Origin of the sequence: Burkholderia sp. HAN2018, from assembly GCF_024704855.1 — a bacterium.
Taxonomy (GTDB): Bacteria; Pseudomonadota; Gammaproteobacteria; order Burkholderiales; family Burkholderiaceae; genus Burkholderia; species Burkholderia cepacia.
This window is the reverse complement of sequence record NZ_QOBB01000032.1, coordinates 26,094-50,877: the sequence shown is the minus strand read 5'-3', so window position 1 is coordinate 50,877 and position 24,784 is coordinate 26,094. Positions and strand designations below refer to the sequence as shown.

The 24,784-nt window shown below is 66.1% G+C and carries 24 protein-coding genes, 1 tRNA gene and 1 pseudogene; 14 read left to right on the top strand and 12 right to left on the bottom strand.

The window, feature by feature from the left end:
- Both DPV74_RS11025 and DPV74_RS11020 read right to left on the bottom strand, forming a co-directional pair.
- Nucleotides 1-154, bottom strand: a pseudogene (locus tag DPV74_RS11025) (deaminase); the annotation flags it as partial.
- Nucleotides 155-167: 13 nt separating this feature from the next.
- Nucleotides 168-1,061 carry an inner membrane protein YpjD gene (locus DPV74_RS11020; protein WP_027788432.1) on the bottom strand — a complete coding sequence of 298 codons (894 nt, stop codon included), beginning with the start codon at nucleotides 1,059-1,061 and terminating at the stop codon, nucleotides 168-170.
- A gap of 89 nt (nucleotides 1,062-1,150) precedes the next feature.
- On the opposite strand from DPV74_RS11020, the gene ffh reads away from it, so the two are divergent.
- On the top strand, nucleotides 1,151-2,518 hold the full coding sequence (gene ffh / locus DPV74_RS11015) for a signal recognition particle protein (protein ID WP_021159890.1): 1,368 nt from the start codon (nucleotides 1,151-1,153) through the stop codon (nucleotides 2,516-2,518).
- 94 nt (nucleotides 2,519-2,612) lie between these two features.
- Complete coding sequence (locus DPV74_RS11010) at nucleotides 2,613-3,164, top strand: hypoxanthine-guanine phosphoribosyltransferase (protein ID WP_021159891.1); 552 nt, start codon at nucleotides 2,613-2,615, stop codon at nucleotides 3,162-3,164.
- An 84-nt stretch (nucleotides 3,165-3,248) separates the two neighbouring features.
- Here DPV74_RS11010 and DPV74_RS11005 read toward each other — a convergent pair whose 3' ends face one another.
- Together DPV74_RS11005 and DPV74_RS11000 are read right to left on the bottom strand one after the other, a co-directional pair.
- Entirely contained in the window at nucleotides 3,249-3,851 is a 603-nt protein-coding gene (locus tag DPV74_RS11005) for a MarC family protein (protein WP_009688453.1), read from the bottom strand.
- A gap of 21 nt (nucleotides 3,852-3,872) precedes the next feature.
- Complete coding sequence (locus tag DPV74_RS11000) at nucleotides 3,873-5,609, bottom strand: proline--tRNA ligase (protein ID WP_027788433.1); 1,737 nt, start codon at nucleotides 5,607-5,609, stop codon at nucleotides 3,873-3,875.
- A 228-nt stretch (nucleotides 5,610-5,837) separates the two neighbouring features.
- Here DPV74_RS11000 and DPV74_RS10995 point away from each other — a divergent pair, with 228 nt between their 5' ends.
- Together DPV74_RS10995 and DPV74_RS10990 are read left to right on the top strand one after the other, a co-directional pair.
- A complete protein-coding gene (locus tag DPV74_RS10995; protein WP_027788434.1) occupies nucleotides 5,838-6,485 on the top strand; it encodes an RNA pyrophosphohydrolase in 648 nt (215 codons plus the stop codon).
- A gap of 13 nt (nucleotides 6,486-6,498) precedes the next feature.
- Nucleotides 6,499-7,107, top strand: coding sequence for a CNP1-like family protein (locus DPV74_RS10990; protein WP_034195819.1), 609 nt, complete (start codon nucleotides 6,499-6,501; stop codon nucleotides 7,105-7,107).
- Nucleotides 7,108-7,209: 102 nt separating this feature from the next.
- On the opposite strand, the gene proB is transcribed toward DPV74_RS10990, so the two are convergent.
- From proB to rplU, 4 genes are all read right to left on the bottom strand, one after another.
- Nucleotides 7,210-8,328 (bottom strand): glutamate 5-kinase, encoded by a 1,119-nt coding sequence (proB, locus tag DPV74_RS10985; protein ID WP_027788436.1) that lies wholly within the window; start codon nucleotides 8,326-8,328, stop codon nucleotides 7,210-7,212.
- A gap of 90 nt (nucleotides 8,329-8,418) precedes the next feature.
- Complete coding sequence (obgE, locus tag DPV74_RS10980) at nucleotides 8,419-9,531, bottom strand: GTPase ObgE (protein ID WP_042975354.1); 1,113 nt, start codon at nucleotides 9,529-9,531, stop codon at nucleotides 8,419-8,421.
- 187 nt (nucleotides 9,532-9,718) lie between these two features.
- A complete protein-coding gene (rpmA, locus tag DPV74_RS10975) occupies nucleotides 9,719-9,982 on the bottom strand; it encodes a 50S ribosomal protein L27 (RefSeq protein WP_006476999.1) in 264 nt (87 codons plus the stop codon).
- A gap of 24 nt (nucleotides 9,983-10,006) precedes the next feature.
- Complete coding sequence (gene rplU, locus DPV74_RS10970; RefSeq protein WP_006025184.1) at nucleotides 10,007-10,318, bottom strand: 50S ribosomal protein L21; 312 nt, start codon at nucleotides 10,316-10,318, stop codon at nucleotides 10,007-10,009.
- A 210-nt stretch (nucleotides 10,319-10,528) separates the two neighbouring features.
- On the opposite strand from rplU, the gene DPV74_RS10965 reads away from it, so the two are divergent.
- The 9 genes from DPV74_RS10965 to DPV74_RS10925 all read left to right on the top strand — a co-directional run bounded on the left by DPV74_RS10965 (nucleotide 10,529) and on the right by DPV74_RS10925 (nucleotide 18,441).
- Nucleotides 10,529-11,524 (top strand): polyprenyl synthetase family protein, encoded by a 996-nt coding sequence (locus DPV74_RS10965; protein WP_059236288.1) that lies wholly within the window; start codon nucleotides 10,529-10,531, stop codon nucleotides 11,522-11,524.
- Nucleotides 11,525-11,702: 178 nt separating this feature from the next.
- Nucleotides 11,703-11,779, top strand: a tRNA-Pro gene (locus DPV74_RS10960).
- Nucleotides 11,780-11,921: 142 nt separating this feature from the next.
- Nucleotides 11,922-13,214 (top strand): HlyC/CorC family transporter, encoded by a 1,293-nt coding sequence (locus tag DPV74_RS10955; RefSeq protein WP_119337141.1) that lies wholly within the window; start codon nucleotides 11,922-11,924, stop codon nucleotides 13,212-13,214.
- An 83-nt stretch (nucleotides 13,215-13,297) separates the two neighbouring features.
- Entirely contained in the window at nucleotides 13,298-14,575 is a 1,278-nt protein-coding gene (locus DPV74_RS10950; protein ID WP_059697881.1) for a GspE/PulE family protein, read from the top strand.
- Complete coding sequence (locus DPV74_RS10945) at nucleotides 14,572-15,783, top strand: type II secretion system F family protein (protein WP_119337140.1); 1,212 nt, start codon at nucleotides 14,572-14,574, stop codon at nucleotides 15,781-15,783. The genes DPV74_RS10950 and DPV74_RS10945 overlap by 4 nt, the downstream gene beginning before the upstream one ends.
- Before the next feature lie 45 nt (nucleotides 15,784-15,828).
- Entirely contained in the window at nucleotides 15,829-16,740 is a 912-nt protein-coding gene (locus DPV74_RS10940) for an A24 family peptidase (RefSeq protein ID WP_059697884.1), read from the top strand.
- Nucleotide 16,741: 1 nt separating this feature from the next.
- Nucleotides 16,742-17,350 (top strand): dephospho-CoA kinase, encoded by a 609-nt coding sequence (gene coaE / locus DPV74_RS10935; RefSeq protein ID WP_027788442.1) that lies wholly within the window; start codon nucleotides 16,742-16,744, stop codon nucleotides 17,348-17,350.
- Between the two features lie 109 nt (nucleotides 17,351-17,459).
- A complete protein-coding gene (gene zapD, locus DPV74_RS10930; RefSeq protein WP_027788443.1) occupies nucleotides 17,460-18,215 on the top strand; it encodes a cell division protein ZapD in 756 nt (251 codons plus the stop codon).
- Between the two features lie 25 nt (nucleotides 18,216-18,240).
- Nucleotides 18,241-18,441: a DNA gyrase inhibitor YacG gene (locus DPV74_RS10925; RefSeq protein WP_027788444.1), complete on the top strand. Its 201-nt coding sequence runs from the start codon at nucleotides 18,241-18,243 to the stop codon at nucleotides 18,439-18,441.
- A 60-nt stretch (nucleotides 18,442-18,501) separates the two neighbouring features.
- Here DPV74_RS10925 and DPV74_RS10920 read toward each other — a convergent pair whose 3' ends face one another.
- The 4 genes from DPV74_RS10920 to secA all read right to left on the bottom strand — a co-directional run bounded on the left by DPV74_RS10920 (nucleotide 18,502) and on the right by secA (nucleotide 24,015).
- Entirely contained in the window at nucleotides 18,502-18,945 is a 444-nt protein-coding gene (locus DPV74_RS10920; RefSeq protein WP_060359791.1) for an NUDIX domain-containing protein, read from the bottom strand.
- Entirely contained in the window at nucleotides 18,942-19,811 is an 870-nt protein-coding gene (locus DPV74_RS10915; RefSeq protein ID WP_021159904.1) for an ATP-binding protein, read from the bottom strand. Before DPV74_RS10915 ends, DPV74_RS10920 begins: the two co-directional genes overlap by 4 nt.
- A 19-nt stretch (nucleotides 19,812-19,830) precedes the next feature.
- On the bottom strand, nucleotides 19,831-21,072 hold the full coding sequence (gene argJ, locus DPV74_RS10910) for a bifunctional glutamate N-acetyltransferase/amino-acid acetyltransferase ArgJ (RefSeq protein WP_027788447.1): 1,242 nt from the start codon (nucleotides 21,070-21,072) through the stop codon (nucleotides 19,831-19,833).
- Between the two features lie 144 nt (nucleotides 21,073-21,216).
- Entirely contained in the window at nucleotides 21,217-24,015 is a 2,799-nt protein-coding gene (secA, locus tag DPV74_RS10905; protein ID WP_027788448.1) for a preprotein translocase subunit SecA, read from the bottom strand.
- 256 nt (nucleotides 24,016-24,271) lie between these two features.
- Between secA and DPV74_RS10900 the strand changes: the two genes are divergently transcribed.
- Nucleotides 24,272-24,748 (top strand): DUF721 domain-containing protein, encoded by a 477-nt coding sequence (locus tag DPV74_RS10900; RefSeq protein WP_021159908.1) that lies wholly within the window; start codon nucleotides 24,272-24,274, stop codon nucleotides 24,746-24,748.
- Nucleotides 24,749-24,784 lie beyond the last annotated feature (36 nt).

Here is a 24,784-nt window from a genome sequence, read left to right as displayed (position 1 = left end):
GCCGCGCAGCTCCGGGGCCACCAGCGCCGGGCGCGCCGTCGTAACCGGCGCCGCGGCCGGTGCGCGCCTGCGCGTGCTCCTGCGCCTGGCGCAGCTTGCGCGCGAGCCACGAACCCGCGAAGAAGAGAAGGATCAGGAGAAGAATCTGTCGCATCGGAAACCTGCGTTCAAACCACGGAACGGTGCAGCAGCACCTCGAAAACGAACCGGCTGCCGACATACGCGAGCAGCAGCGCGGCGAACGACACGAGCACCCAGCGCGCGGCACCGCGGCCACGCCAGCCCGACGTCTTGCGGGCGACCAGCAGGCCGCCGAACATCAGCCACGACAGGATCGCGAATACGGTCTTGTGGTCGAGCCGCAGCGCGCGCGCGTCGACCTGCTCGCTGAACAGGATGCCCGACGCGAGCGTCAGCGTGAGCAGCACGAAGCCGGCGCCGATCAGGCGGAACAGCAGCTTCTCGAGCGTGAGCAGCGGCGGCAGCGTCTCGAGCCAGCTCGCGATCCAGCCCGTCGAGCCGTCGCGTCCGCCGCTCCTCAGCGACTGCAGGCGCCGCTCGACCATCAGCATCAGGATCGCGTGCAGCGCGGCGATCGCGAACAGCCCGTACGCGATGTTCGCGATCAGGAAGTGCAGCTTGAACAGCGGCGCTGCGGCATAAGGAAGCACCCGCACGCCGCCGAACACGAGCGGCAGCAGCGACGCACCGCACGCGAGCGGCAGCACGAGCAGCCGCAGGCTGTCGAGCGGGAAGAAGAAGCTCTCGATCCAGTAGATGCCGGCGCCGAGCCAGAACATCGCGGACAGCGCAAACGCGAAGCCGAACACCATCGCGTCGTGCGGGAAGATGGTCGTATGGAGCAGCACGCCGTGCGCGACGAGCGCGGCGAACAGCAGCGCGCGGCCGGCCCCGCTCATCCCGGACGCGGCGGACGCGGGAACCGGCACGGCCGGCACGCTCGCGACGAGCGGCGTCGCGCCCTGGCGGTGCGTGCGCCAGCCTGCGACGGCAAGGCCGCCGTACAGGAATGCGGTGAGGGCATACAGTACAATATCCATGTTCGAAGTTTACACTAGGCCCCCTTCCCGCGACGGCTCCCTTTGTTCGGTTCCGCCGCGCCTTCGGGCCCCACTGTCCATCGCTCCCCATGCTCGACAATCTCACTCAACGGATGGCGCGCGTCGTCAAGACGCTGCGCGGCGAGGCCCGGCTTACCGAGGCGAACACGCAGGAGATGCTCCGCGAGGTGCGTCTCGCGCTGCTGGAGGCCGACGTTTCGCTGCCGGTCGTCCGCGAATTCATCGCCAAGGTCAAGGAAAAGGCGCTCGGCGAAGAAGTGATCAGCAGCCTGTCGCCGGGTCAGGCGCTCGTCGGCGTGGTCCAGAAAGAACTGACCGCCGTGATCGGCGGCGACTACGAAGGCAAGGCCGCCGAGCTGAACCTCGCGGTCACGCCGCCCGCGGTGATCCTGATGGCCGGCCTGCAGGGCGCGGGCAAGACCACGACCGCCGGCAAGCTCGCGAAGCTGCTGCGCGAGAAGTACAAGAAGAAGGTGCTGACCGTGTCGTGCGACGTGTATCGCCCGGCCGCAATCATGCAGCTGAAAACGGTGAGCGAACAGGTCGGCGCCGACTTCTTCCCGTCCACGCCGGATCAGAAGCCCGTCGACATCGCGGTCGCGGCCGTCGACTGGGCGAAGCGCCACTACCATGACGTGCTGATCGTCGATACGGCCGGCCGCCTCGGTATCGACGAGGCGATGATGCAGGAAATCGCCGCGCTGCACGGCACGCTGAAGCCGGCCGAAACGCTGTTCGTGGTCGACGCGATGCTCGGCCAGGACGCGGTCAACACCGCGAAGGCATTCAACGACACGCTGCCGCTCACCGGCGTCGTGCTGACCAAGCTCGACGGCGATTCGCGCGGCGGCGCCGCGCTGTCGGTACGTCACGTCACGGGCAAGCCGATCAAGTTCGTCGGCGTGGCCGAGAAGCTCGACGGTCTCGAGGTGTTCCACCCCGACCGGATGGCAAACCGGATCCTCGGCATGGGCGACATCCTCGCCCTCGTCGAAGAGGCGCAGCGCGGCGTCGACGTGCAGGCCGCGCAGAAGCTCGCCGACAAGGTCAAGAAAGGCGGCGACTTCGACCTGAACGATTTCCGCGCGCAGATCTCGCAGATGAAGAACATGGGCGGCCTGTCGTCGCTGATGGATAAACTTCCGGCGCAGTTCCAGCAGGCGGCGGCCGGCGCCGACATGGGCCAGGCCGAGAAGTCGATCCGCCGGATGGAAGGCATCATCAGCTCGATGACGCCCGCTGAGCGCGCGAAACCCGAGATCATCAAGGCGACGCGCAAGCGCCGCATTGCAGCCGGCGCGGGTGTGCCGGTGCAGGAAGTCAACCGGATGCTGAACCAGTACGACCAGATGCGTACGATGATGAAGAAGCTGAAGGGCGGCAACATGCAGAAGATGATGCGCGGCCTGAAGGGCATGATGCCCGGCATGCGCTGATTCCGCCCATCGGCCGGCGCGCGGGTTTTTGCTGTAGCGCGCGCCGTCCGTTCTGCTTCATTCTTATTTGTATACCGACTGCCCGCCAGAACACATGAACCGCGAAGAAGCCCTCCACATTTTCAACCACTCCGAAGAGATCGTCTCGGCCGACGCCGTCAATGCGTCGATCTCCCGGATGGCCGACGCGATCCGCGCCGAGATCGGCGATGCGTTCCCGCTCGTTCTCTCGGTGATGGGCGGCGCCGCGGTGTTTACCGGGATGCTGCTGCCGCATCTCGATTTCCCGCTCGAATTCGACTACATCCACCTGACCCGCTACCGCAACACGACGCAGGGCAGCCCGGAAATGCACTGGCGCGTCGCGCCGCGCGAATCGGTGAAGGACCGGATCGTGCTCGTGCTCGACGACATCCTCGACGAAGGCGAGACGATGGCCGCGATCCGCGACCGCATCCTCGACATGGGCGCGAAGCGCTTCATGTCGGCGGTGCTGTGCGAGAAGACACTCGCGAAGGCGAAGCCGCTGCACCCCGACTTCTGCGGCTTCGCGGTGCCGGATCGCTACGTGTTCGGCTGCGGGATGGATGCGAAGGGCTACTGGCGCAACCTGCCGACGATCCGCGCGCTGACCACGAACGTCTGAGCGCCCCGCTCCGCACTATATAAATAGAAAGCGGCGCTCCGGTTTCCCGGAGCGCCGCTTTTTTGTGGGCACGCGCCACCCCGCCTACAGCTGGTGCACGAATGCGCGGATGCCGCCCAGCATCATCTCGACCGAAATCGCGACGAGCACGAGGCCCATCAACCGCTCGAACGCCGCGACGGTCCGTTCGCCGATCCATTGCTGGATCCGCTCGGCCAGCACCAGCGTCACCGCGCAGACGATCATCGTGACCGTCAGCGCGCCGACCCACTCGAGCATCTTGCCGGGCCCCTGCGACGTCAGCAGCATCACCGTCGCGAGCGCCGACGGCCCGGCGAGCGCCGGAATCGCGAGCGGCACGATGAACGGCTCGCCGCCCGCGCGCGGATCGTTGCCGAGTGCGCCGTCCGGATGCGGGAAGATCATCCGCAGCGCGATCAGGAACAGCACGATCCCGCCGCCGAGCCGCAACGACAGGTCGGTGAGGCTCATCATCCGCAGGAAGCGGTCGCCGACCAGCATGAAGAACAGCAGGATCACGAACGCGATCCCCACTTCACGCAGGATCAGCTTCACGCGCCGCTCGCGCGGCACATCCCGCATGGCCGAAATGAACAGCGGGATGTTGCCGAGCGGATCGGTGATCAGCACCAGGAGCACGGTGGCCGACAGGAAGGTGTATTCCACCGCGTTCCCCGGTCGGTGCGCTTAGCGCGCGAGCGCGGCGCGGATCTTCTCCGCGACCGTCGCCGCAGCCGCGTCGGCCGGCAGCAGCGTCGCTTCGGCGTCGCGGCGGCCCTGGTACTCGATCTTGCCTTCCTTCAGGCCGCGCTCGCCGATCACGAGACGATGCGGCACGCCGATCAGCTCCCAGTCGGCGAACATCACGCCCGGGCGCTCGCCACGATCGTCGAGGATCACGTCGATGCCGGCCGCGGCGAGTTCCGCGTACAGCTTGTCGGCGGTCTCGCGCACCATGTCGCTGCGGTCATAGCCCATCGGGCACAGCACGACTTCGAACGGCGCGATCGATTCGGGCCAGATGATGCCGCGGTCGTCGAAGTTCTGCTCGATCGCCGCGCCGAGAATACGCGTGACGCCGACGCCGTAGCAGCCCATCAGCATCGGCTGCGGCTTGCCCGACTCGTCGAGGAACGTCGCGCCCATCGCTTCCGAATACTTGGTGCCGAGCTGGAACACGTGGCCGACCTCGATGCCGCGGCAAATGTCGATCACGCCCTTGCCGTCCGGCGACGGGTCGCCCTTCTTCACGTTGCGCACGTCGGCGACGTCCGGCTCGGGCAGGTCGCGGCCCCAGTTCACGCCGGCGATGTGATAGTCGACCTCGTTCGCGCCGACGACGAAGTCGCTCATGTTCGCGACCGTGCGATCGGCGATCACCTTCACCGGCTTCTTGGTGCCGACCGGGCCGAGATAGCCCGGCGGCGTGCCGAACCACTCGACGATTTCCTGCTCGGTCGCGAAGCGGTGGTTCTTCAGGCCCGGCAGCTTCGACACCTTGATCTCGTTCAGGTCGTGGTCGCCGCGCAGCATCACGAGCCAGATGGTCGGCTCGGCGCCTTCGTTGTCGGTCGCGAGCACGATCGACTTGATCGTGCGCTCGAGCGGGATGGCCAGCAGTTCGGCAACGGCTTCGCACTTCGCCTTGCCCGGCGTCGCGACCTTCGCCATCGCCTCGGCCGGCGCCGCGCGTTCGGCGCTCAGCGGCAGCGCTTCGGCCGCTTCGACGTTCGCCGCGAACTCGGACGTCGGGCAGTACGCGATCGCGTCCTCACCGGTGTCGGCGATCACGTGGAATTCGTGCGAGAAGTTGCCGCCGATCGAGCCGCTGTCGGCCGCGACCGCACGGAACTCGAGGCCGAGGCGCGTGAAGATGCGCACGTACGCGTCGTACATCTTGCGATACGACTCGTTCAGGCCGGCCGCATCCTTGTCGAACGAGTACGCGTCCTTCATGATGAATTCGCGGCCGCGCATCACGCCGAAGCGCGGACGGATCTCGTCGCGGAACTTCGTCTGGATCTGGTAGAAGTTCACCGGCATCTGCCGGTAACTCTTGATCTGGTTGCGCGCGATGTCGGTGATGACTTCCTCGTGCGTCGGCCCGATCACGAAGTCGTTGTCCTTGCGGTCCTTGAAGCGCAGCAGCTCGGGGCCGTACTGTTCCCAGCGGCCCGACTCCTGCCACAGTTCGGCTGGTTGCACGGCCGGCATCAGCAGCTCGATGGCGCCCGCCCGGTTCATTTCCTCGCGCACGATCGCCTCGACCTTGCGAATCGAACGCAGGCCGACTGGCAGGTAGTTATAGATACCGCCGGCGACGCGACGGATCATGCCGGCGCGCACCATCAGCTTGTGGCTGACGATCTCTGCGTCGGCGGGTGCTTCTTTCAGGGTGCCGATAAAGAAACGGGAAGCTTTCATGCGGACGGTTCCAAAAACGGCGCCCCCAGGCGGGGCGCCCGAAAAAGTTTCAAGGTGAAAAAGCTGCGCGCGGCGAACAGCAATGGACGACGATGGCGCAGACGACGTAGCAGACTAATCAGGGACAATTCAGCCGGTGTACCCCGCGCGGATTCGCTCCGCTACGGTGCGCAGCGCCCGTTATCTGTTTATAATCAAAGCAATTTTAAAGGATTCGAAGGTGGTTGTATGCTGGATCGTGAAGGCTTTCGCCCGAACGTCGGCATCATCCTCTTGAACGCGCGCAACGAGGTGTTTTGGGGCAAGCGGCTCCGCGAGCACTCCTGGCAGTTTCCTCAAGGTGGGATCAAGTACGGCGAGACCCCCATGCAGGCGATGTACCGGGAACTGCACGAGGAAACGGGCCTGCATCCGGAACACGTCAAGATAATCGGCCGCACTCGCGACTGGTTGCGTTATGAGGTGCCTGACAAGTTCATCAAACGCGAAGTACGCGGTCATTACCGCGGCCAGAAGCAGATCTGGTTCCTGCTGCGGATGGTCGGACGCGATTGCGACATTTGCTTGCGCGCGACCGACCACCCGGAGTTCGATGCGTGGCGCTGGAACGAGTACTGGGTGCCGCTCGATGCGGTGATCGAGTTCAAGCGGGATGTCTATCAGTTGGCGCTGACGGAACTGTCGCGCTTCCTGCGCCGCCCGGCGCAGCGAGCCGAGAAGCCGCGTGGGCCGCGTCTGTCGCGCTATCCGCGCGTCATCGGCGCACAGGCCCAGCAGACGCTGACGATTGTCGACGCATCGGTAGTCTGTTCGGAGATCGAAGTGGAAGCGAGCACGCTCGACGAGATGCCGCCCCGCGTGATCGTCGGCAAATGACGAATCGAACTGCATGACCGGGCGCGACCTTGGTGTCGCGCCCTTTTTTTACGAGGAATGCATATTGAAAGCGATTGCTCTCGCGCTCGCATCGATTGCCGCGGTGGCCACGCTGGCAGGTTGCGCGAATTCGAAGACGCCGACCAACAAGGATGACAGCGAGTTCGTGTATCTGCTGGACCGCCAGGGAACCTGGAAGGAAAACACGGTCGACTCGCTGCCGCCGCTGCCGCAGGCGAGCGACCTGCTGCCGTTCAACGTCTCGCAGAACACGCCGCTCAAGTTCTTCGTCGATGCGAAGTCGCTCGCGGTCGGCACCGACGGCGTCGTGCGCTACGCGGTCGTCGTCACGAGCCCGGCCGGCGCGCGCAACGTGAACTACGAGGGCATCCGCTGCGACACCTACGAATGGCGCCAGTATGCCGGCCTGAATTCGGACCACGACGGTTGGGATCGCACGGTCGAGAACGATTGGCAGCGCATCGAGAACGGCGAGCTGAATGCCTACCACTCGGCGCTGTATCAGGATTACTTCTGCGCGAACAAGATGCCACAAGGCTCGACCCGGCAGATCCTGGAGAACATCCGGTTTCACCGTACCGCGATGAGCCAGTTGCGCTGATGGCGCGCGACGCCCGCCGCCGCTCTTTCTGCCCCGCTGCATGAAAAAGCCCGCATCACGCGGGCTTTTTCATTTGACGGCCTGAACCGGCAAGGCGAATGATCACACCAGCACCAGATTGTCGCGATGGATCAGTTCGGGCTCCAGCATGTAGCCGAGCACGGATTCGATCTCGCCGCTCGGCTTGCGGTGAATCAGTTTCGTCTCCGCGCTGCTGTAGTTCGTGAGCCCTCGCGCCACTTCGCGCCCGTCGGGGCCGACACACGCGATGACTTCGCCGCGCGCGAACGCACCCTGTACGTCGATCACGCCGATCGGCAGCAGGCTCTTGCCACCGGCCGTCAGTTTCTCGACCGCGCCCGCATCGATCACGACATGGCCGCGCACCTGCAGGTGATCGGCCATCCACTGCTTGCGCGCCGCCATCCGCGCGGTACGTGCGATCAGTTGCGTGCCGATCGCCTCGCCGGCCGCCAGACGCACGAGCACGTCGGACTCCCGGCCGCTCGCGATCACCGTATTTGCACCGCTGTGCGCCGCGCGCTTCGCCGCGAGGATCTTCGTCAGCATCCCGCCGCGGCCAAGGCTCGAGCCCGCACCGCCCGCCATCGCCTCGAGTTCCGGCGCGCCCGCATTCGCTTCCGCGACGAGCGTCGCGTTCGGATCCTTGCGCGGATCGGCCGTAAACAGCCCCGACTGGTCGGTCAGGATGATCAGCGCATCGCCTTCGATCAGGTTTGCAACGAGCGCACCGAGCGTGTCGTTGTCGCCGAACTTGATTTCATCGGTGACGACCGTGTCGTTCTCGTTGATGATCGGCACGACGCCGAGCCTCAACAGCGTCAGCAGCGTCGATCGCGCATTCAGGTAGCGCTCGCGGTCCGCCAGGTCGGCATGCGTCAGCAGGATCTGCGCGGTGCGGATGTCGTGCTCGGTGAAGCGGCTCTCGTAGACCTGCGCAAGCCCCATCTGGCCGACCGCGGCGGCCGCCTGCAACTCGTCGATTTCCCGCGGCCGCTTGCTCCAGCCGAGCCGCTGCATCCCTTCGGCAATCGCGCCCGAGCTGACGAGCACGACTTCCTTGCCCTGGGCGCGCAGCGCGGCGATCTGGGCCGCCCAGCGGCCGATTGCAGCATGATCGAGCCCCTTGCCGTCGTTGGTCACGAGGCTGGAGCCCACCTTCACCACCAATCGCTTCGAATCCGCGATGATCGAACGCATCCTGCACTGTCTCCTGTATCTGATGCCTGCCCGGCCGGGCGCGATTGAGCGCCGACGCCGGGCGGCACGCCCGGCGCGCTCCGGAACCACTCAGGCGTCGTCGCCCGGCGCAGCCTCGCCCTTCGCAGGCGGCGCGTCGCGGAAACGCACGTCCGCCGCGAGATCTTCCGCCTCCGCCGCGCGATGCGCGTCCGAATGTTCGGAGAGGTAGTCGTAGATCGCGTAGCACAGTGCTTCACAGCCCTGGCCCGTCAGTGCCGAAATCTCGAACACCGGGCCGTCCCACTCGAAGCGCTCGAGGAAATCCGCGACGCGCGCCTTGCGCTCGTCTTCCGGCACCATGTCGAGCTTGTTGAGCACGAGCCAGCGCGGCTTCTCGTAGAGCGCCTCGTCGTATTTGCGCAGCTCGCCGACGATCGCCGTCGCTTCGGCAACCGGATCGACGCTTTCGTCGAACGGCGCGAGATCGACCAGATGCAGCAGCACGCCGGTGCGCTGCAGGTGGCGCAAGAACTGATGGCCGAGGCCCGCGCCTTCGGCGGCGCCCTCGATCAGCCCCGGAATGTCGGCGATCACGAAGCTCTTGCTCGGGCCGACCCGCACCACGCCGAGATTCGGCGCAAGCGTCGTGAACGGGTAGTCGGCGATCTTCGGCCGCGCATTCGACACCGACGAGATGAACGTCGACTTGCCTGCGTTCGGCATGCCGAGCAGGCCGACATCGGCGAGCACCTTCAGCTCGAGCTTCAGCATGCGACGCTCGCCGGGCTTGCCGTCCGTCTTCTGGCGCGGCGCGCGGTTCGTGCTCGACTTGAAATGCAGGTTGCCGAGCCCGCCGGCACCGCCCTGCGCAAGCATCACCTGCTGGTCGTGCTCGGTCAGGTCGGCAATCAGCTCGCCGGTATCCATGTCGCTGATGATCGTGCCGACCGGCATACGCAGCGTGACGTCGTCGCCACCCTTGCCGTAGCAATCCGAGCCTCGCCCGTTTTCGCCGTTGCGCGCCAGATGCTTCTTCGCGTAACGGTAGTCGATCAGCGTGTTGATGTTGCGGTCGGCGATCGCGTACACGCTACCGCCCCGACCGCCGTCGCCGCCATCCGGCCCGCCGAACGGGACGAATTTCTCGCGGCGCATCGACGCACTGCCATCGCCTCCGTCGCCGGCGATGACTTCGATTCGTGCTTCGTCAATGAACTTCATTCGTCACTCCGCCCAGTATTTCCGCTATTGTGCCGCGCGCCGGCACGCTTGAACAATCTGCCGTTCGGCCGATCGTACGCCGGTTGCGCAACGGTCGCCGGAACGCGCATGCGCCCGGCGGCCAAATAAAAAAAGGCCCCGCGAAGACTGCGGGGCCTTTCGGCTACGAAGCCCGTGGGTGCCTGAATTAGGCAGCCGCCGGGACGACGATGACCAGATGCTTCTTGTCCGCGCCTTTCGTCGCGAACTTGACGTGACCGTCGACCAGCGCGAACAGGGTGTGATCCTTGCCCATGCCGACGTTCTCGCCTGCGTGCATGCGCGTACCGCGCTGACGCACGATGATGCCGCCGGCATTGATTGCCTGGCCGCCGTACACTTTCACGCCGAGACGTTTCGACTCGGAGTCGCGGCCGTTCCGGGAAGAGCCGCCTGCCTTTTTGTGTGCCATCTGATTGCTCCTTTACCGAGGCGCTTACGCGTTGATCGCGTCGATGCGCAGCTCAGTGTAGTTCTGGCGGTGGCCGCCGTGCTTTTGGTAGTGCTTCCGGCGACGCATCTTGAAGATGGTGACCTTGGCATGACGACCGTGCGACACAACGGTGGCCTTGACGGAAGCCCCACTGACCAGCGGCGTACCGAACTTAATCGATTCGCCTTCGCCCACTGCGAGAACCTGGTCGAGCGTGATTTCAGCGTCAATGTCAGCCGGTATCTGTTCTACTTTGAGTTTTTCGCCAACGGCAACCTTGTACTGCTTGCCGCCGGTTTTTATGACCGCGTACATTGAGAACCTCACTCTGGATCCAATTTTTCCGCACACCACGCGCGGAAAACACGTGATTATACATGGGGTTAGCACCGAAGTCAAAACCGATCGACGATTGCCGCGCGCGGGCCTCGGCCGAACGGCCAAATTCGCGGCTGCGGCACGTGTGACAGACCGGGATATCTCGGATTCGACTTATAATCCGCGGCATCACCCAATTCCATCATCATGTCGTCGTCCACCGCCTCCCCCACCCTCAGCGCCGCCCACCTGCTCGCTCCGATCACCAGCGACATGGAGCAGGTGAATCGCGTTATCCGGCAAAGCCTCGCGTCCGACGTACTGTTGATCAACCAGATCGCCGAGTACATCATCGGCGCGGGCGGCAAGCGGCTGCGCCCGGCGTTGCTGCTGCTCGTCGCCGGTGCACTCGGCGAGACGTCGCACCAGCGGCACGTGCTGGCCGCCGTCGTCGAGTTCATCCACACGGCCACGCTGCTGCACGACGACGTCGTCGACGAATCCGAGCTGCGCCGCGGCCGCCAGACCGCCAATGCACTGTTCGGCAACGCGGCGAGCGTGCTGGTAGGCGACTACCTCTATTCACGCTCGTTCGAAATGATGGTCGGCGTCGGCAAGATGCGCGTGATGGAGATCCTGTCCGAAGCGACGACGATCATTTCCGAAGGCGAGGTGCTCCAGCTCCTCAACATGCACGACGCGGACGTCGACGAAACGCGCTACATGCAGGTGATCCGCTACAAGACGGCCAAGCTGTTCGAGGCATCGGCGCGCCTGGGCGCGGTGCTCGCGGGCGCCGATGCGCCGACCGAGGCCGCCGCCGCCGAATACGGCCGCCGGATCGGCACCGCATTCCAGATCATGGACGACTGGCTCGACTACGCGGGCACCGTCGAGGCAATGGGCAAGAATGCCGGCGACGACCTCCGCGAAGGCAAGCCGACGCTGCCGCTCATCTATCTGATCGAGCGCGGCACGCCCGAGCAGGCAGCGCTGGCACGCGAGGCGATCGAACAGGGCGGCACCGATCGCTTCGACACGATTTTCGAAGCGATCACGCGCTCGGGCGCACTGGATCACACGCTCGAATGCGCGCGCCAGGAAGCGCAGGCGGCCGCGGCCGCGATCGCCGCATTCCCCGATTCGATCTACAAGGAGAGCCTGCTCGCGCTGTGCTCTTACTCGACGTCGCGGCAGTCCTGATTGCATGTCGTGTGTCGCCGCCACGGCTGCGACACACGTTTGACACGGGAAAATCACCCGTCTCGAAAAAATTTTTTCTCCAAGGGCTTCCCTTCTTGAAGAAACGTCGTTATAGTTATGTTCTTGCTTGACGACGCAGCGGTCTTGAAGAAGACGGCGAAATCGGAAGAGTACAAATCGGGGTGTAGCTTAGCCTGGTAGAGCGCTACGTTCGGGACGTAGAGGCCGGAGGTTCGAATCCTCTCACCCCGACCAGATTTTGAAAAAACCGTGCACCACGTGCACGGTTTTTTTTCGTCCGGCCGCCGCGGACCCCTCGTGTCGCGCACGACACATCACGGTCGCCGGCCTCTGCTATATTCCCTCCATCCCTGTCCTTCACTGCTCCTTCCAACGCGTGGACCAAATTCCCTTATGGGCGCAAATCGGCGCCGTCTTCCTGCTTCTCCTCTGTTCCAGCTTCTTTTCCATTTCCGAGACCGCGATGATGGCGCTCAACCGCCATCGGCTGAAGCATCTCGCCGGCCAGGGCGCGCTCGGCGCGAAAACCACGCAGGGGCTGCTGACGCGTACTGACCTGCTGCTCAGCGTGATCCTGATCGGCAACAACCTGTTCAACACGATCATCCCGGTCCTGACGACGTCGCTCGCGCTCCATACGTTCGGCCGCAACAATCTCGCGCTGTCGATCGCGACCGGCATCGTCGCGTTCCTGATCATCGTGTTCGCCGAAATCGCGCCGAAGATCGTCGGCGCGACGTTCCCCGAACGCATCGCACTGCCCGCGAGCCTCGTGATCGCGCCGCTGATGCGCGTGTTCAAGCCGGTCGTCTGGTTCGTCAACGCGCTCGCGAACGGCGTGCTGTGGGTGCTGCGCATCAACACGAAGAAGGGCCGAGACCAGCGGATGTCGGCCGACGAGCTGCGGGCCATCGTCCTAGAGTCGAGCAGTTTCATGCCGACCAAGCACCGCAGCATCCTGCTCAACCTGTTCGACCTCGAGAACATCACGGTCGACGACGTGATGGTGCCGCGCCGCCAGATCGAGTCGCTCAACTTCTACGCGCCGCTCGACGACGTCCTGCACCAGCTCGAAACCTGCTATCACAACCGGCTTGTCGTCTACGAAGGTGACATCGACAAGGTGCTCGGCGTGCTGCACGTCCGCAAGACGCTGACCGCGCTGCACAACCAGGAGTTCGACCGCGAGACGCTGCGCACGCTGCTCGCCGAGCCGTACTACGTGCCGTCGGGCACGCCGGTGGTCCAGCAGCTCCAGTTTTTCCAGGAAACGCGGCAGCGGACCGCGCTCGTCGTCAACGAGTACGGCGAACTCGAAGGGCTCGTCACGCCCGAAGACATCATCGAGGAGCTGATCGGCGAATTCACGACATCGATGCCGCGCAGCGAACGCGCGGGCGGCTGGGACGAGAACGGCGAATGCATCGTCTCGGCGAGCATGCCGCTGCGCGAACTGAATCGCTGGCTGCACCTGAAGCTGCCGACCGACGGGCCGAAGACGCTGAACGGACTGGTCCTCGAAATCCTCGAGGAAATTCCGGAAGACGACGTGTGCCTGAAAATCGGCGACGTGATGCTCGAGGTGATGCGCAGCGACGATCAGGCCGTGCGCACCGTCAAGCTCTTCAAGCCGCGCGGCTCGCGCATCGCACGCGCCGTCGCGCGTTAGCCGAACGGCCGACTGCCGGCGCCGCCCGCGACGCGCGACCATCTGCTGGTCACGGTCAACTGGCGGCCAGCGTGCCGGCTCACATGCATTTCACTCCTCCCGGGGCGCCGCTGCGCACGCAGCCGCCGCCCGCTCATTCCGATGCGTCGCCCGTCACCGCACCGCGCGCGCTCGACGCGGCCCAGCTCGACGACGCGCCGGCTGTGCGGCTGCTGACGGACACGCTTCACGCAGCACGCGTGCGCGACGCATCCGACATCCACGTCGAACCGTTCGAAGCCGGCTGGCGCATCCGCCTGCGCATCGACGGCGTGCTGCACGAACATGCGCGGCCGCCTCTTCATCTGCGCGACGCGCTCGTCACGCGGATCAAGGTGCTCGCACGCATGGACATCGCCGAGCGGCGGCTCCCGCAGGACGGCAGGCTGCGTATCGCGATCGACGGCGGTACTCGCGGCGACTACCGGGTCAGTTCGCTGCCGACGTTGTTCGGTGAAAAACTCGTGCTGCGGCGCCTCGAAACCCTGCCGACCGACCTCACGCTCGCCCGTCTCGGCTTCGACGCGCAACAGGCGGCCGCGATGGAAGCCGCGATACGCGCACCGCATGGCCTCGTGCTCGTCACGGGCCCGACCGGCAGCGGCAAGACGCTGTCGCTCTATTGCGCGCTGCAGATGCTCGATCGCGACGCGCACAACGTCTGCACGGTGGAGGATCCCGCCGAGATCCAGCTCGACGGCATCAGCCAGGTCGGCGTCGCCGAAAAGGCGGGGCTCACGTTCGCGACGGCACTGCGCGCGCTGCTGCGGCAGGATCCGGACATCATCATGGTCGGCGAGATTCGCGATGCGGAGACGGCCGACGTCGCGATCAAGGCCGCGCAGACCGGCCATCTCGTGCTGTCGACGCTGCACACGAACGACGCGCCGGCCGCCGTCGCGCGGCTGCTCGATATCGGGGTCGCCCCGTACAACCTCGCGGCCGCGCTGCACCTCGTCACCGCGCAGCGCCTCGTCCGGCGGCTGTGCACCGCCTGCCGCATGCACTCGGACGCACCGGTGCCCGTATTGCGCGAAGCCGGCTGCGACCCGGTTGCGCTCGCCGCAGGATGGCGGCCGTTCGTCGCGCGAGGCTGTTCGGCCTGTCACGGCATCGGCTATCGCGGCCGTATCGGCCTGCATCAGACGATGCCGGTATCGCCCCGGCTGGCGGAACGCATCGTCGCCCGGGCGAGCGTCGGCGAACTCGCGCAATGCGCGGCGGCCGAAGGCGTGCGCAGTCTGCGCGACGCGGCGTTCGCGCGTGTCCAGGACGGCACGACGAGCATCGCGGAAGCCATCGCCGCGACACCTGCTGCATGAGCATGCGCACAACGCCGCGCGAAAGCCGCTTCGGATGGCGCGGCCGCCATCGCGACGGCACACCACGCCGCGGGATCATCATCGCGTTCGACGCTGCGAGTGCACGCGCCGCACTCGCGCGCGACGGCATCGCAGTCCTGTCGCTCGACATCCGCGGGCGGGCCCGGCCGCCAATGGCCGGCACGCGGGACGTCACGCGCTTCACGCGCCAGCTCGCGAGCCTGCTGCAGGCCGGGTTGCCGCTCGCGCCGTCGCTCGAGATGCTCGCGCGCACGCGGCCACGCGACGGCCTGCCGCGAATCGCCGCCGGTCTCGCCCGCGAGATTGTCGGCGGCCATCGCTTCGCCGATGCACTCGCACGCTATCCGGCGCAGTTCGGCACACTGTATCGCCAGCTGATCGAGGTCGGCGAAGCGTCAGGCTCGCTCGGCGTCGTGCTGACACGGGTCGCGGAGCACCGCGAGCGCGCCGACGCGCAATGGCGCAAGCTGCGGGCCGCGCTTGCCTATCCGGCGGCCGTCATCCTGTTCGGGCTCGCAATTTCGGCCGCGTTGATGGTGTGGGTCGTACCGACGTTCCGCCAGATCTTCGACGGTTTCGGCGCCGCGCTGCCGGCACCGACTCGTGCGCTGCTCGCGTTGTCCTCGGCACTGTCGGCGTGGGGCGGTGTGCTGGTTGCCGGTACGGCGGCAGCCGCGCTGGCCGCCCATCGCGCGCTACGGCTATCGGCACCGCTGCGCCACGCCGTCGCGCGGCGCCTGCTGCACGTCCCGCTCGCGGGGAGCGCGATGAGCCGGTTCGCGGCCGCGCGCTGGTGCCGATCGCTGGCGACGCTGCTCGGCGCCGGCGTGCCGCTCGCAGACGCCTTCGCCACGCTCGAACGCACGGCCGGCCACCCCGTGTTCGAGCGCGCCACCGCCCACATCGCCGCCCACGTGCTGCGCGGCGCGCGTCTCGCGGACGCGATGCAGTCGGCCGGCTGCTTTCCGGACGACGTCGTGCAACCGATCGCCGTCGCCGAGGAGACCGGTGCGCTCGACACGATGCTCGCCGACATCGCCACGCTGTGCGAGCGCCAGCTCGACGCGCATCTCGATACGCTTGCCGCGCTCGGCGAACCGCTGATCGTGATCGTACTGGGCGCACTCGTCGGCGGCCTCGTGATCGCGATGTACCTGCCCATCCTTCAGCTCGGCAACGTGGTGTAGCATCGCAACCGATTCTGTCGCCTTTTAGTCCGAACCTTGAGCCTCATGACACCCGCGCCCTTGTCCGCCGTTTCCGATTCGCCCGAGAGCACGCTGCTCGCGCTGGCGATGCTGCCGGCCGCACTGCAGTACGCGTTCGCGGTCATCATCGGCCTGTGCGTCGGCAGCTTCCTGAACGTGGTCGTGCACCGGCTGCCCGTGATGATGCAGCGCGCATGGCAGGCCGAGATCGACGAAGCGACCGGCAACACGAGTGCCACTCCCGAAGACGGCTACCCGCCGCGCTACGACCTGTGGCACCCGCGCAGCGCCTGCCCGCATTGCGGCCACGTGCTGCGCGCATGGGAAAACATCCCGCTCGTCAGCTACCTGATCCTGCGCGGGCGCTGCCGACGCTGCGGCCACGCGATCGGCATCCGTTATCCGCTCGTCGAGCTTGTGTGCGCGCTGCTCGCCGCCGGCTCGCTCGCGGCATTCGGCCCGACCGTCGCCGCGCTCGCCGCGTTCGCGCTGTGCGCCGCGCTGCTCGCGATGAGCGCGATCGATATCCGGACCGGCTACCTGCCCGACTCGATGACGCTGCCGCTCCTCTGGGCCGGGCTCGTGCTGAACCTCGGCGGCACGTTCACATCGCTGCGTTCGGCCGTGATCGGAGCCATGGCCGGCTACCTGTTCCTGTGGTCGGTCTACTGGCTGTTCAAATGGCTGCGCGGCATCGAGGGCATCGGTTTCGGCGACCTGAAGCTGCTCGCCGCGCTCGGCGCATGGATGGGCTGGGCCGCACTGCCGCAGGTCGTGCTGTTCGCCGCGGTGACGGGCGCGGTCGTCGGGCTCGTCGCGACCTGGCGCGGTCGCATGCGCTTCGAGGAGCCGATTCCGTTCGGCCCGTTCCTCGCGGCAGGCGGTGTCGCGACGCTGTTTTTCGGCACCCCTTTCTATTCGGCGCTCGGAGGCTGACATGTTCGCAATTGGACTCACCGGCGGCATCGGCAGCGGCAAGACAACCGTCGCCGACCTGTTCGCCGCCCGAGGCGCATCGCTGGTCGATACCGATCTGATCGCCCATCGCATCACCGCGCCGGGCGGCCTCGCGATGCCCGCGATCGAACAGGCATTCGGCCGCGACTTCGTTGCCGCCGACGGCTCGCTCGACCGCGCGCAGATGCGCGCACTGATCTTCAGCGACGACGACGCGCGTCGGCGCCTCGAAGCGATCACGCACCCGCTGATCCGGGCGGAGACCGATCGTGAGGCGCGCGAAGCGCAGGGCCCATACGTGATGTTCGTCGTGCCGCTGCTCGTCGAATCCGGCAACTGGAAGGCGCGCTGCGATCGCGTGCTCGTCGTCGACTGTCCGGTCGAAACGCAGATCGCACGCGTGATGCGGCGCAACGGCTTCACGCGCGAACAGGTCGAGGCGATCATCGCGCGGCAGGCGTCGCGCGAGGCCCGCCTCGCGGCGGCCGACGACGTCATCGTCAATGACGCGACGACGCCCGATGCGCTCGCCGCGCAGGTCGATGCACTGCACCAACGCTATCTCGGGTTCGCGGCCGCCGCGCACTGAGCCTCGCGCTCGATCGTGATGGTGTACGAAATTGGCGCGTTGCTAGGGTAGAGCGTGGGCATTAGAATGTCCTGCATTGTTTCAATCCCTACCCAAGAGGCGAGCGCGCTTGATTCTTTACGAGTATCCGTTCAACGAGCGAATTCGCACGCTGTTGCGCCTCGAAGATCTCTTCGAGCGCTTCGCGTTCTTTTTGGCTCAGGAGGACCCGCGTGAACACCACGTCGCGCTGACGACGCTGTTCGAAATCGCCGAGGTAACGGGCCGCGCGGACCTGAAATCGGATCTGATGAAGGAGCTCGAACGTCAACGCCAGACGCTCGCCCCCTTTCGCGGCAATCCGGGCATCGAGCAGAACGCGCTCGAAGCCGTGCTCGGCGAAATCGAGCAGACGCTCGCGAATCTCGCGCAGATGCAGGGCAAGACCGGGCAGCACCTCGTCGACAACGAGTGGCTCGCCAGCATCCGCAGCCGTGCGGTGATTCCGGGCGGCACGTGCAAGTTCGACCTGCCGTCGTACTACGCATGGCAGCAATGGCCCGCCGAGCAGCGGCGCCAGGACATCGCGAAATGGATCCTGCCGATGCTGCCGCTGCGCGATGCCGCTGCGATCGTGCTGCGGCTCGCGCGCGAATCGGGCCAGGCGTCGAAGGTCATGGCGATGCAGGGCAGCTACCAGCAGATGCTGTCCGGCCGCACCTACCAGTTGATGCAGGTGCGCGTGGCGCCGGAATTGCGCGTCATTCCCGAGGCAAGCGCCAACAAATACATGCTGTGGGTACGGTTCACCACGCAGGACGGCGATGTGCGGCCGCGTGCGGTGGACATCGACGTGCCGTTCCATCTGACACTGTGCAATCTGTAACGGCCGCGTGCCGGATCGCTTTCGTATGACTACCGTTGTGAAATGCCCGTCGTGTGGCGCCGAAGTGCGCTGGACGCCCGAAAATCAGTTCCGTCCGTTCTGCTCGGCCCGCTGCAAGCAGCTCGACCTCGGCGCCTGGGCCGCGGAAAAGTACCGGATCGGGGGATCCTCCGACGAGGGGCCCTCGTCGGAAGAAGACGGCACGGACGGCCGCCGCGACAGCTGAGCGGCGCTCGGCACCGTCAGCCGGTGATGTGGCCCGCCTTTCCGGCAGGCCATCGTGGCGTCAGATCGACGCGGCTTCCTTCTCGAGCAGTTCAAGTACCGGCAGCGCGGCCGGCAGCAACGGCGCGACCTCGACCGGCAGTTGCTGCCATACGAACGCCTGCCCTTCCTTGCTGTGCGGCTCGCCCGTCCAGCCCGTCACCTTGCAGAAATAAAGCCGCACATAGGCATGCGGATAATCGTGCTCGAGCGTGTGCCAGCGATGGCTGGCCGTGACCTGGATGCCGAGTTCCTCGTGCAGTTCGCGCGCAAGCGCGTCCTCGACGCTTTCGCCGGCCTCCAGCTTGCCGCCCGGAAATTCCCAGTAGCCTTCGTACGGTTTGCCTTGCAGCCGCTGCGCGAGCAGATAGCGGCCACCAGGCTGCACCATCACGCCGACCGCCACTTCCGTCACCTTGCGGCCATCGGGCGCGCGCACGGCGCCTTGTGCGAGATCCGCGCTCATGCTTGCTCCTTGCGACCCGACCAGTCACGCGCAAACTGCCACGCGACGCGCCCCGACCGCGAGCCGCGCTCGAGCGCCCACACGAGCGCATCGCCGCGTGCGGACTCGATCTCCGCATCCGGGCAACCGAAATGACGCAGCCAGTGCCCGACGATGTCGAGATAGTCGTCCTGCTTGAACGGATAGAAGCTGACCCACAGACCGAAGCGCTCCGACAGCGAGATCTTCTCCTCGACGACTTCGCCGGGGTGAATCTCGCCATCCGGGAGATGCTTGTACGTCTCGTTGTCACTCATGTACTCGGGCAGCAGATGGCGGCGGTTCGACGTCGCGTAGATCAGCACGTTGTCCGACTGCGCGGCGATCGAGCCATCGAGCGCCACCTTCAGCGCCTTGTAGCCCGACTCGCCTTCCTCGAACGACAGGTCGTCGCAGAACACGATGAAGCGCTCGGGACGTTGCGAGATCAGGTCGACGATGTCGCCGAGATCGTGCAGGTCGTCCTTGTCGACTTCGATCAGACGCAGCCCGTCCTTCGCATACGCGTTCAGGCACGCCTTGATCAGCGACGACTTGCCGGTACCGCGCGCGCCGGTCAGCAGCACGTTGTTCGCCGGCTTCTGCTGCACGAACTGCCGCGTGTTCTGGTCGATCAGCCCTTTCTGGCGATCGATGTTGTGGAGGTCGTCGAGCGTGATCGACGACACGGCCGGCACCGGCTGCAGATAACCGCGCCCCTGGCGCTTGCGCCAGCGGAACGCGTGTGCGGCATTCCAGTCGACCGCTGCCTGCGCGGGCGGCAACATCCCCTCGAGACGACCGAGCAGCGCTTCCGCGCGCGTCAGAAACTGTTCAAGCTTGTCCATGTCGTTCAGGCACTCCCGATCAGGAGCGGTAATCCGCGTTGATGCTCACGTAGTCGTGCGACAGGTCGCACGTCCAGATGGTGGCCTGTGCGTCGCCGCGGCCAAGCAGCACGCGGATCGTGATTTCGCTCTGCTTCATCACGCGCTGGCCGTCCTCTTCCTGGTAAGCCGGGTTGCGGCCACCCGCCTTCGCGACGAGCACATCGTCGAGATAGAGGTCGATCTTGCCGACGTCGAGATCCGCGACGCCCGCATAGCCGATCGCCGCGAGAATCCGGCCGAGGTTGGGGTCGGATGCATAGAAGGCGGTCTTCACGAGCGGCGAATGGCCGATCGCGTAAGCGATCTGGCGGCATTCCGCGACGCTCTTGCCGCCTTCGACCTGCACCGTCATGAATTTCGTCGCACCTTCGCCATCGCGCACGATCAGCTGCGACAGCACCTGCGCAACTTCCGTCACCGCATCGCGCAGCGCCGCATAGGCCGGCGAATCCGTCGACGTAATCGCCGGCAGCGTGCTCTTGCCCGACGCGATCAGGATGAACGAGTCGTTCGTCGACGTGTCGCCGTCGATCGTGATGCAGTTGAACGAGCGGTCGGCCACTTCCTTCACGAGCGTGTCGAGCACCGGCTGCGCGACGTTCGCGTCGAACGCGAGGAAGCCGAGCATCGTCGCCATGTTCGGCTTGATCATGCCGGCGCCCTTGCTGATGCCCGTCAGCGTGACCGTGTGACCGTCGATCGTCACCTGGCGCGACGTGGCCTTCGGCAGCGTATCGGTCGTCATGATCGCCTGCGCGGCGTCGAACCAGTTCGCGGCCTTGCGGTTCGCGAGCGCGGCCGGCAGCCCGGCCTTCAGGCGGTCGATCGGCAGCGGCTCGAGGATCACGCCGGTCGAGAACGGCAGCACCTGCGCCGGCTCGATACCCGCAAGGCGGGCAAGTTCCGTGCAGGTTTCGCGCGCGTTCGCAAGGCCCGGCTCGCCGGTACCGGCGTTGGCATTGCCCGTATTCACGACGAGCGCGCGAATGCCCGCACCGCCCGCGCGCACCTTCGCCAGATGCTCGCGGCAGACGATGACCGGCGCGGCGCAGAAGCGGTTTTCGGTGAACACGCCCGCGACCGTCGCGCCTTCGTCGACGGAGATGACCAGCACGTCCTTGCGATTCGGCTTGCGGATGTTCGCTTCCGCCCAGCCGAGCGTGACGCCGGCGACGGGATGCAGTTGGGCGGGATCGATCGACGGAAAATTGACAGCCATGGGGCACACCTGCCAGATGGAAAATGCCGGCGTGCGCCGGCATCGATTGGAAGAACCGGCGGCCGCATGCGCGGGCCGCCGCAACTCAGATCACGCGCTCGAAGCTGCGAACCGAGCGGCGCGCGTCACGCGCGCCGCCGTCGATCATGACAGCTTCCCGTGACATTGCTTGTACTTCTTGCCGCTGCCGCACGGGCACGGGTCGTTGCGGCCGACCTTCGGCATTTCACCGCCGGGGCCGCTGTGCGTCATCGCGCTGCCGACCATGTCGGCCGTCGCCGTGGCCGCCGCGGCAGCCGTGACGTTCGCCACCGGCGCACCGGCTTCCGCGTAGTCGGCGTGCTGGTACTCGACATTCTCGAGATGACCTGCGCGCTCCTCGATCTGCTCGGCCGCTTCCTCGAGCTGTTCCGGCGACTGGATCTGCACGTTCATCACGACACGCGTGACTTCCTGCTTGATCGCCTCGAGCATCGCGGCGAACAGCTCGAACGCTTCGCGCTTGTATTCCTGCTTCGGGTTCTTCTGCGCATAGCCGCGCAGGTGGATGCCCTGGCGCAGATGGTCGAGCGCCGCGAGGTGCTCGCGCCACAGGCGGTCGACCGTCTGCAGCATCACCGAACGCTCGAATGCGCTGAACGATTCGCGGCCGACCATCGCGACCTTCGCCTCGTACTGCTCGTCGGCGGCCGTCATCACGGCGTCGAGAATCTCCTCGGCCGTAATCGACGACGACTCGTTCACCATTTCCTGGATCGCGAGGTCGAGCTGCCAGTCGTTGCGCAGCGCTTCCTCGAGCTCGGGCACGTCCCACTGCTCCTCGATGCTGCCTTCCGGCACGAACTGGCGGACGACTTCGGCGATCACGCCGTGACGCATCGCGGAGATCGTCTCGGTGATGTCGTGCGCTTCGAGCAGCTCGTTGCGCTGCTGGTAGATGACCTTGCGCTGGTCGTTCGACACGTCGTCGTATTCGAGCAGCTGCTTGCGGATGTCGAAGTTGCGCGCTTCGACCTTGCGCTGCGCGGACTCGATCGAGCGCGTGACGATGCCTGCCTCGATCGCCTCGCCTTCCGGCATCTTCAGGCGATCCATGATCGAACGCACGCGGTCGCCCGCGAAGATGCGCAGCAGCGGATCGTCGAGCGACAGGTAGAAGCGCGACGAGCCCGGATCGCCCTGACGGCCTGCACGGCCGCGCAGCTGGTTGTCGATCCGGCGCGATTCGTGGCGCTCGGTGCCGATGATGTGCAGGCCGCCAGCAGCCTTCACCTGCTCGTGCAGCGTTTCCCACTCGTCGTGCAACTGCTGGATGCGGCGCGCCTTTTCGTCGGCCGGGATCGCGTCGTCGGCCTCGATGAACGCGGCCTGCTTCTCGGCATTGCCGCCGAGCACGATGTCGGTACCGCGGCCGGCCATGTTGGTCGCGATCGTGACGCGCTTCGGACGGCCGGCTTCCGCGACGATCGCCGCTTCGCGCTCGTGCTGCTTCGCGTTCAGCACCTCATGCGGCAGCCCGGCCTGCTTCAGCAGGTGCGACAGCAGTTCCGAGTTCTCGATCGACGTCGTGCCGACCAGCACCGGCTGGCCGCGCTCGTAGCATTCGCGGATGTCGCGGATCACCGCGTCGTAGCGCTCCTTGGCCGTCTTGTAGATCTGGTCCTGCTTGTCGATTCGCTTCGGCGGGCGATTGGTCGGGATCACGACCGTCTCGAGGCCGTAGATCTCGTTGAATTCGTACGCTTCGGTGTCCGCGGTACCGGTCATGCCCGCGAGTTTCGCGTACATCCGGAAGTAGTTCTGGAACGTGATCGACGCGAGCGTCTGGTTCTCGCTCTGGATCTTCACGTGTTCCTTCGCCTCGACCGCCTGGTGCAGGCCGTCGGACCAGCGGCGGCCGGCCATCAGGCGGCCCGTGAATTCGTCGACGATGACCACTTCGCCGTTCTGCACGACGTAGTGCTGATCCTTGTGGAACAGCGTGTGTGCGCGCAGCGCCGCGTACACGTGGTGCATCAGCGTGATGTTCTGCGGCGCGTACAGGCTCTCGCCCTCGCCGATCAGGCCCCATTCGGCGAGCAGGCGCTCGGCCTTCTCGTGGCCCGATTCCGTCAGGAACACCTGGCGGGCCTTCTCGTCGAGCGTGTAGTCGCCCGGCTTCTCGACACCCGTGCCGTCGGCCTTCTCTTCGCCGATCTGGCGCTCGAGCAGCGGCGGCAGTGCGTTCATCCGCACGTACAGCTCGGTGTGATCCTCGGCCTGGCCCGAAATGATCAGCGGCGTGCGCGCTTCGTCGATCAGGATCGAGTCCACTTCGTCGACGACCGCGAAGTTCAGTGCCCGCTGCACGCGCGCGTCGGTCTCGTAGACCATGTTGTCGCGCAGGTAGTCGAAGCCGAACTCGTTGTTCGTGCCGTACGTGATGTCCGCCGCGTAAGCCTGCTGCTTCTGGTCGTGCTCCATGCCGGACAGGTTGATGCCGACCGACAGACCGAGGAAGTTGTAGAGGCGCGCCATCCATTCGGCGTCGCGCTGCGCGAGGTAATCGTTGACGGTCACGACGTGCACGCCGCGGCCGGCCAGCGCGTTCAGGTACACGGGCAGCGTCGCGACGAGCGTCTTGCCCTCGCCGGTGCGCATTTCCGCGATCTTGCCGTAGTGGAGCACCATGCCGCCGATCATCTGCACGTCGAAGTGCCGCATCTTCAGCACGCGCCGGCTGGCCTCGCGACAGACCGCGAACGCCTCGGGCAGCAGCTTGTCGAGCGACTCGCCGGCCGCGACCCGCTGGCGGAATTCGTCCGTCTTGCCGCGCAACTGGTCGTCCGTCAGCTTCTCGATCTGCGTTTCGAGCGCATTGATCGTCGCGACGGTCTTTTGGTATTGCTTGACGAGCCGCTGGTTGCGGCTGCCAAAAATTTTCTGGAGAAAACCGGTTGTCATCGGATCGGATCCTGCGTCGCAGCACCGGCGCCCGGCGCGTGTTGCGCGCCCCGACGCCCGAGCCTCGGCGGCTTAGCGAATTAGTGGACTCAAACGTCGAATTTTAGCACGCGGGAAAGCGTGCGCCCGTGTCTCGGCCGGACGGGCACTGCGCGCCTACGGCCGGGCCCACGGGGCGAAAGCCGCCCGTGCACGGGCCCGCGCGGGTACAATCGGCGTCAACGTCCGCGCGCGTGCGCGCCCGAAGAATGTCTCGATGAACCGATTTTCCAAGCGTTTCGGCCCGCTCGCCGCCTATCGCCCGCAACCCGTGTCCGAAGTGCTCGGCCGCACCGACGCGTTCGCGGCACTGCGCGCCGGCGTCGAGCAAATCGCGTCGCTGCAGCGCGATCTTGCCGCGCTTCTGCCCGACTACCTGGCGAACCACGTCGAACCCGGCTTCGTGAAGGACGGCACCCTGACCCTCTTTGCCGCGCACAACGCGCTGGCCGCGCGGCTGCGGCAGGTCGAGCCGCGGCTGCTCGGCGATCTGCAAAAGCGCGGCTGGCCGGTCTCGACGCTGCGCGTGCGCGTGCGCCCGAAGGATGCTCCGGAGCCGCCGCACGTGAAGCAGGCGCGGATGACGTCGGTCGGCGCGGCCGCGTTGCGCGATCTGGCAGACCATCTCGAACCGTCGCCGCTGCAGGCCGCGCTTGCGCGGATGGCGGCCCGGCACGGCGCAAAGCCGCGCTGACGGCCTACGCCGCCGGCATCGTCCGGCCAACAAAAA